General features: G+C 67.8%; 8 protein-coding genes. 5 read left to right on the top strand and 3 right to left on the bottom strand.

Annotated elements, in window-relative coordinates; all coding sequences use genetic code 11:
* The coding region (locus tag AC04L7_RS09975) for an MFS transporter (RefSeq protein ID WP_475512921.1) at positions 1 to 688 on the top strand (688 nt) is incomplete at its 5' end.
* A 3-nt stretch (positions 689 to 691) separates the two neighbouring features.
* On the opposite strand, the gene AC04L7_RS09970 is transcribed toward AC04L7_RS09975, so the two are convergent.
* Positions 692 to 1,516: a DUF72 domain-containing protein gene (locus AC04L7_RS09970; protein WP_435997414.1), complete on the bottom strand. Its 825-nt coding sequence runs from the start codon at positions 1,514 to 1,516 to the stop codon at positions 692 to 694.
* A gap of 73 nt (positions 1,517 to 1,589) precedes the next feature.
* Between AC04L7_RS09970 and rraA the strand changes: the two genes are divergently transcribed.
* Positions 1,590 to 2,066, top strand: coding sequence for a ribonuclease E activity regulator RraA (gene rraA, locus AC04L7_RS09965; protein ID WP_435997416.1), 477 nt, complete (start codon positions 1,590 to 1,592; stop codon positions 2,064 to 2,066).
* A gap of 137 nt (positions 2,067 to 2,203) precedes the next feature.
* Here rraA and AC04L7_RS09960 read toward each other — a convergent pair whose 3' ends face one another.
* On the bottom strand, positions 2,204 to 4,015 hold the full coding sequence (locus AC04L7_RS09960; protein ID WP_475512920.1) for a DUF885 domain-containing protein: 1,812 nt from the start codon (positions 4,013 to 4,015) through the stop codon (positions 2,204 to 2,206).
* Positions 4,016 to 4,129: 114 nt separating this feature from the next.
* Between AC04L7_RS09960 and AC04L7_RS09955 the strand changes: the two genes are divergently transcribed.
* Together AC04L7_RS09955 and AC04L7_RS09950 are read left to right on the top strand one after the other, a co-directional pair.
* Positions 4,130 to 4,480, top strand: a complete 351-nt coding sequence (locus tag AC04L7_RS09955; RefSeq protein WP_435997420.1) for a GFA family protein — start codon at positions 4,130 to 4,132, stop codon at positions 4,478 to 4,480.
* A 30-nt stretch (positions 4,481 to 4,510) separates the two neighbouring features.
* The gene (locus tag AC04L7_RS09950; protein ID WP_475512919.1) at positions 4,511 to 5,395 is read left to right on the top strand and encodes a DUF2785 domain-containing protein; all 885 of its coding nucleotides are present in this window, start codon (positions 4,511 to 4,513) and stop codon (positions 5,393 to 5,395) included.
* A gap of 10 nt (positions 5,396 to 5,405) precedes the next feature.
* Here AC04L7_RS09950 and AC04L7_RS09945 read toward each other — a convergent pair whose 3' ends face one another.
* Complete coding sequence (locus AC04L7_RS09945; protein ID WP_435997424.1) at positions 5,406 to 6,344, bottom strand: LysR substrate-binding domain-containing protein; 939 nt, start codon at positions 6,342 to 6,344, stop codon at positions 5,406 to 5,408.
* Positions 6,345 to 6,450: 106 nt separating this feature from the next.
* Between AC04L7_RS09945 and AC04L7_RS09940 the strand changes: the two genes are divergently transcribed.
* Positions 6,451 to 6,831: EamA family transporter (locus tag AC04L7_RS09940; protein WP_475512918.1), on the top strand; the 381-nt coding region annotated here is incomplete at its 3' end.

Below are 6,831 nucleotides of genomic sequence, written 5' to 3'. Positions count from 1 at the left end.
GTTCGGCTTCGTCGCGGTATGGCTGCGGCGCTGGCTGGAAGAAACGCCGGTCTTCGTCGAGATGCGCGAACGCCGGCAACTCGCCCGCCAGGTGCCGGTCAAGCAGGTGCTCGCCGCGCATCGGCCGGCCGTGGTGCTGTCGATCCTCGCCTCGTGGCAGCTCACGGCGGCGATCGTCGTCATCGTGCTGCTGACGCCGACCCTGGTGCAGACCAGCTTCGGCATCGCGCCTGCGGTCGCGTTCCACGGCAACAGCCTGGCGACGCTGGCGCTGGTGTTCGGCTGCCTGGCCGCCGGCTGGGCGGTGGACAGGATCGGCGTGGGGCGCGCGCTGCTGTCGGGTTCGCTGGGATTGGGCGTGGCGGCCTACGCGCTGTACGGCGCGCTTCTGTCGGGGCAAGAAGCGCAGTTCGTGGCGTGGTACACGCTGGCCGGCTTCTGTTGCGGCGTGGTCGGCGTGACGCCGGCGCTGATGGTCGCGGCGTTCCCACCGGAAGTGCGATTTTCCGGTCTGTCGTTTTCCTACAACGTGGCGTACGCGGTGTTCGGCGGGCTGACCCCGCCGCTGCTCGCCTGGTTGTCGAAGGCATGGGGGCCGCTGGCCCCGGCGCACTATGTGGCCTTCACCTGCGTGGTCGGTGCCGGCGTGGCCGCCTGGCTCATCGCGAAGCGGCCGCTGCGCTACTGAGGGTCACTTCGCGAGTTGGCGGATCATCGCCATCGCCGCCGCCGGGTTGCGTTCTTTCGCACTGCTGATGAAGTACAGGAACACGTCGCGCCTGGGCAGCACGGGCGCAGGCTCGCCCACGTGCGGCAGTTCGGCGATGTCTCCGCCGCGCGACCAGGCGCGTGCGCGCTCGGCCCATTGCGTCAGTTCCTTCGGCGGGTACCCGGTCTCGATCGGTTGCGAGCGCATCAGGCGTGCGTAGACGAAATCCGCGGTGAGGTCGGCGAAGGACGGGTAGTCGGTGGAATCGGTGAAGACCGTGGCCACCTGATGGCGACGCGCGAGTTCGATGAAGTCCGCGTCCACGGCGGCGGGGTCGCGGACTTCCAACGCGTGCCGCAGTGGGCGGCCGTCCACGTCGCGCGGGAGCAGCGCCAGGAAGGCATCTAGTTCGTCCGTATCGACGCGTCGTCCCGCTTCGAACTGCCAGACCAGCGGCCCCAGCTTCGGACCCAGTTCGGCGATGCCGCCGACGAAATCCTCCACCTGGGCCCGCGTCGACGCCAGCGAGCGCGACTGCATGATCCGCTTGGGCGCCTTGGCCGAGAACACGAAGCCGTCCGGCGTCTGGTCGCGCCAGCTGGCGTACGTCGCCGGCTTCTGCGCGCTGTAGTAGGTGCCGTTGATCTCGATGGCGGTCAGCTGGCGGCTGGCGTATTCCAGTTCCCGCCGTTGCACCAGACCCTCGGGATAGAAGTTCTTGCGCCACGGCGCGAAGGTCCAGCCGCCGATGCCGATGCGGATGCCGTCGGTGGAAACCGGGGGCGGAGAAGCGAAGAGGTCGTCCATGCGCGGAGCATAGCCCGGCATGCGTCGCGGCCGCGTTACCATGCGGTCAACCCGCGCCCTCGGAGCTGCCCGCATGTCCTGGACCACGCCCGACCTGTGCGACCAGTATCCCGATGTGCAGGTCGCCGATCCGGTGTTCCGCGGCTATGGCGGACGCGTTGCGTTCGCCGGGCCGGCAGTGACGGTGAAGTGTTTCGAGGACAACTCGCGCGTGCGTGAACTGGCGGCGACGCCGGGCGAAGGCCGGGTGATCGTGGTCGATGGCGGCGGTTCGCTGCGGCGTGCGTTGCTGGGCGACCAGATCGCGGCGAACGCGGTGAAGAACGGCTGGTCCGGTTTCCTGATCTTCGGCTGCGTACGCGATGTGGACGCGCTCGCCGCCTTGCCGCTCGGCGTGCAGGCGCTGGCATCGCATCCGATGAAGACCGACAAGCGCGGCCTGGGCGAGGTGGACGTGCCGGTGGCGTTCGCCGGCCTGTCGATCGCCCCGGGCGACCGGATCTATGCCGATGCCAACGGTGTGATCGTGGCGACCTCGCGCCTGGCGTAGAGCCGAGCTTGCTCGGCTGCTTTCTTGCGAAGAAGCGGAGCAAGCTCCGCTCTACACCGTGCCATGGAAGTCGCTGGATCCCCGCATTCGCGGGGATGACGTCCCGGCAAAGGCGCGCTGACGCGCGCGCCGGGACGTCACTTGATCGGTTCGTCCAGCATCAGCTGGCGGACGAAGCGCACCGGCGGTGCGCCGTACGACAGCACCTGGTCGTGATAAGCCTTCAGGTTGAACTGCGCGCCCTGTTTGGCTTCCGCCGCCTTGCGCATGTCGAAGTGCTCCTGCACGCCAACGAAGTACGTCGGCAGCTGCGCCGAGGTCAGCTGCGCGCGCGTCCACTTGCCGGCGGCTTCGCGTTCCTGCTGGAAGGTCTGGCGCACCATCAGGTCCATCGCCTGCTCGCGCGTCCAGCCGTCCACCTGCACGCCCTGGTCGAGGATCGCGTTGGCGATCGTGCGCAGGTAGAACTTCATCTGCACCAGGTGGAACAACGGGTCGTTGTCGAGGTAGCCGGCGTCGGACATCATTTTCTCGGTGTAGACCGCCCAGCCTTCGGCGAACATGCCCGAGCGCAGCACCGCGCGCAGCGTCGACGGGAACTTGGCCGAGTGCCAGCCTTCCAGGTAGTGGCCCGGCGTGCCTTCGTGGATGCTCAGCAGGTGGATCATCCGGCTGTTGTATTCGCGCAGGAACGAGTCGACCTGCTTCTGGTCCCACTCGTCCGGAATCGGCGAGACGGCGTAGAAGGTCTTCAGGTTCTTGTCGAGCGGGCCGGGGGAATCGCAGTACGCCACCGCCACGCCGCGCTGGAACTCCGGCATCTCGATGATTTCCACCGGCGCGTCGGGCAGCGTGACCAGGTCGTGCTTGCGCACGAACTCGGTGGCCTGCGCCAGCGCCGCTTCGGCATCCGGCACGACCTTGTCGCGCGCCGGGCGTTCGGCGTAGGCCAGCTCGAGCGCGGCCTCGATCGCCTTCTGCTGTTCGTCGGCAGTGGGCGTTTCCGGCAGCGCGGGCGCGCCGGGCTTGTCCTTCAGCACGGTGCGGGCGATGCCGTACATCTCCTCACGCACGCGCTTCAGCTCGCCCTCGGCGCGCTGCTTGATGTCGGCGCGCGACAGCGAGGAGAGCAGGGCGAACTGCAGCTTCTGGTCGTACAGCGCCTGGCCGATGCGGAAATCGCCCTTCGCGTTCGGTACCAGCGTCTTGTCCAGCCAGGCCTGGTGCTCGGCCACGGCCTTCTTCAGGCCGTCGATGGCGGCGTCGGCCTGCGCGCKGTCGGCTTCGGGCAGTTCCTTGAGGTGCGGCGTAATGAAGGTATCGACGATGCTGAGGATGCCGGCGTTCTGCTTGGCGACGGTCTCGGCATGCACCTTCGGTACGCGCGCCGGGTCCAGGTTCTCGCGGGCTTGCGCCAGCAGTGCCGGGATCTTCTGCATGCGCGTGGTGGCGGACTTCAGGCGATCCGGCAACGGCGCGAACTCGCGCGCCATCAGGCCGTAGATCGCACCGCCGGCGACGTTGTTGTAGACCTGCGGATCCCACGCCCAGCTCTGCAGCGTTTCGGCGGTCCAGATGTCGTACTGCAGCTGGTTGCGCAGGATGGCGGCGTCGACCTGGTTCTCGCGCGACAGCGCGGCGATGTCGGTCGCATCCAGTTCGGCCAGGATCTTCTTACTGAACTCCAGGCCCTTCTGCCGGCCAGCGGCGCTCAGGTCGTCGAGTTCGCCGTCGTACTTGTGTTCGCCGATCTGGGTGGCGCCGACGGGCGAGAGTTGCAGCCAGCCTTCCAGGGCGCGCTTGGAGAGGTCGGCAAAGGCGGCATCGGCCTTGGCGGTGTCCGTGGCGGTGGCGGCCGTGTCGGCGCCAGGGACGGTGCTGGGGGCTTCACTCTTCTGGCAGGCGGACAGCGAGGCCAGGAGGGCGGCGGCGAGCAGGGTCTTGCGCATGGGGGTCCTGTTGCAGTGCGGCGGTGAGCGGAACCGGAAGCATAGGCCGAAGGTCATGCCCTTGCCCGTGCCATTCGATATACGCTGGCCACCCAGCCAAACGGAAGACGCGCCATGAAGCACGAAGGAAGCTGCCATTGCGGGCGGATCGCGTTCGAGGTCGAAGGCGAGGTCAACGACGTGATCGACTGCAACTGCTCGCTCTGCCGTCGGCGTGGCGGCCTGTTGTGGTTCGTGCCGCGTGAGGCGCTGGTGTTGAAGACGCCCGAAGGCGACCTGTCGACCTATACGTTCAACAAGCACCACATCCGGCACCACTTCTGCGCTGTCTGCGGGATCGCCCCGTACGGCGAAGCCGCGCATCCCAAGACGGGTGCGCAGATGGCGGCCGTCAACGTGCGCTGCCTGCCGGGCGTGGACCTGGCTGGGCTCAAGGTGACCCCGTTCGACGGCGCCAGCCTCTGACGTGGTCGCCGAAGACTTAGGGAGATCACGATGCGCATTTCGATAGTGCTGGTGCTGGCGGGCTTATTCGTGTCCTCGCCCGCGTACGCGTCGTGTCCGCCCGAAGGAACGGATGCGGGATCGTTGCGGTTGTTGCGCGAGCAGCGCTTCGCCGTGCCGGAAGACGTGCGTGCGACGTTGGTCGAGAGTCTTCCCGCATGCTTGTCCGATCCTGATCCGACGTTGCGCGATGGGATCGGCTACGAGGGCTTCAGTGCGTGGCTTCGTGCGGGCTCGTTGGACGAGACCCAGCGCCGCACCCTGCGCGATCGCCTGTACGAGATGCTGGAACAGGATACGGCCGACGGAGTGGGACCTCCGTTCGCCGCACTCGTGCTGTCCGAAGTCGCGCGTACCGACCGCATCGCGCCATGGATGTCGCCGGACGAACGCGACGCGATGGTGCGGCGCGCGGCCGCATACCTGTCGTCGGTGCGCGACTACCGCGGTTTCGACGCGAAAGAAGGCTGGCGCCATGGTGTTGCCCATGGCGCGGACTGGATACTCCAGTTGGTGCTCAACGAACGTGTGGACCGTGCCCAGGTAGAGACATTGCTCCGGGCGGTAGCAGCCCAGGTCGTGCCTGAAAGTGCGCACGCGTATGTCTTCGGCGAGCCGGGACGACTGGCGCGGCCCGTGCTGTACGCCGCAAAACGCGGTTTGCTCGACGAAGCGGCGTGGACAGCCTGGTTCGGTGCGCTGCCGCCCCGGCTGGGCGATGCCAAGCAGGCGTATGCGGATACGACCTGGCTCGCGCGTCGCCACGATCTGATGGCTTTCCTGATGAGTGTCCATCTGGAAGCCGATCRGTCCGAAGACCCCAACATCCGCGCGCTGAAACCGATCGTGGTGCAGGCGCTGAAAGCCGTGCCCTGAGTCTCTCGGGCTACTGACGGGCACCACGCCCCAGGAAGTCGTCCGGCATCGGCGGTAGCGGCGTGCGCTCGTCGCGTGCTTCTTCCTTCAGCCAGTCGATGAAGGCCTGCGCGGTGGCGCTGGGCGGTTTGTGCGCCGGATGCACCGCGTAGTAGGCGAAACGCGCTTTCAGCGCCGGCCCGGGCAGTCGCACGAGTTCGTATCGCTGCAGATAGGGTTGGGCGACATGCCGGCGCGCGAGCGCCGCACCTACGCCATACACGGCGGCGCGCATCGCATCGGTGCTGTCGTTGAAGCTGTGCATCGACGGCAGGCGCAGCCCGCGCACGCCGGCGGCACGGAACCAGTCGCGCCAACCCTGCAGCGCGAGGTCCGTCACCAGCGGCAACTGGGCGATCTGCCGCGGCTCCTTGACCGCTTCGATGCCGGGCAGGGCGGGCGACGCGACCGGGAACAGTTCATCGTCCATCAGGTGGTGCGAGGTCAGGCCTGCCCAATGCCCGGGTCCATGGCGGATGCCCAGTTCCGGGCCTTCGTCATCGAAGCGCGTCAGCGCGATGCCGGTGTCGACATGCAGGCGGACATGGGGATGGCGCGCGCAGAAACGCGGTAACCGCGGCAGCAGCCAGCAATAGGCCATCGAATGCAGCGTGGTAATGCGCAGCGTGGTGGTCTTGCCGGCGAGTCGCAGGTGCGAGGCCACGGCATCGATATCGCCGAGCGCCGCATTGGCGGCATCCGCCAACTGGCGGCCTTCCATCGTGAGCTTCACGCCGCGCGCGTGGCGCTGGAACAGGACCACGCCGAGCAGTCCTTCCAGTTTGCGTACGTGGTGGCTGACGGCGCTGGCGGTGAGGTGCAGTTCGTCGGCGGCGTGGGCGAAATTCTGGTGGCGGGCGGCGGCGGCGAAAACGCCGAGGGCGGGCAGCAGGGCGGGGCGCAGGCTCATGGTGGCTCCAGGCACAAGCCATATTTGTGGCTTGGCCGTATCGTACGCGCTTGTGGGGTTGGCGGGATCGGCCAGAATGGCGGCAGGCACGAACGAGGCTCCCACCATGGCACAGGCGACGACCACCGTAGACCCCATCCCGCAGGTGGCCGGACGCGACTGGCGCACGCCGCTGGAGTTGCTGGCGCTGGGCGCGATCTGGGGCAGCTCGTTCCTCTTCATGCGCATCGCGGCGAACCCGTTCGGACCATTCGCGCTGGTCGAGGTGCGGCTGGCGCTGGGAGCATTGGTCCTGCTGCCGTTCCTCTGGCGCGAGCGCGCGCACTTCCGCGCCGGCATGTGGCCGCGCCTGGCGATGATCGGCGCGATCAATTCGGCCATCCCGTTCCTGTTGTTCGCGTGGGCGGCGCAGCGTTCGCCTGCGGCGATCGGCGCGATCTGCAACGCGATGACCGTGTTGTTCGCGGCGCTGGTGGGCTTCCTGTTC

The sequence above is a fragment of the Pseudoxanthomonas sp. LjRoot204_2 genome (assembly GCF_056175765.1).
The sequence above is the reverse complement of the archived record's forward strand: the minus strand, read 5'-3'. Positions and strand labels throughout refer to the sequence as shown.